Here is a 343-nt window from a genome sequence, read left to right as displayed (position 1 = left end):
TTCTACCACGCGCTACTCTACCCCGCTCTTTACGCCGAGGTCTTCTCCCACTGGACGCCGCGAATCCACTATCACGTCAACGAGTTCTACCTGCTCGACGGCAAGAAGTTCTCAACCAGCTGCCGCCATGCGGTCTGGGGCAAGGACGTTCTGAGCCCAAAGACAGTCGACGTCGTGCGCCTCCATTTGGGCCTGACACGCCCGGAAGGGGAGCGGACGGATTTCACGTTGGACGGGCTGCGCCGCACCGACAACGAGGTATTCCAAGGTATCTGGGTGAACTGGCTTGATGCGTTGAACCAGGAAATCAAGCAGGATTTTGCCGGCCGTGTACCCGATGCAG

General features: G+C 59.2%; 1 protein-coding gene. It reads left to right on the top strand.

The features are described from left to right. A partial coding sequence (locus X742_RS0139915) for a class I tRNA ligase family protein (RefSeq protein WP_031248901.1) occupies nt 1–343 on the top strand: 343 nt, incomplete at both ends.

It is taken from the genome of Mesorhizobium sp. LNHC229A00, from assembly GCF_000502415.1.
Classification (GTDB): domain Bacteria; phylum Pseudomonadota; class Alphaproteobacteria; order Rhizobiales; family Rhizobiaceae; genus Mesorhizobium.
The sequence above is the reverse complement of the archived record's forward strand: the minus strand, read 5'-3'. Positions and strand labels throughout refer to the sequence as shown.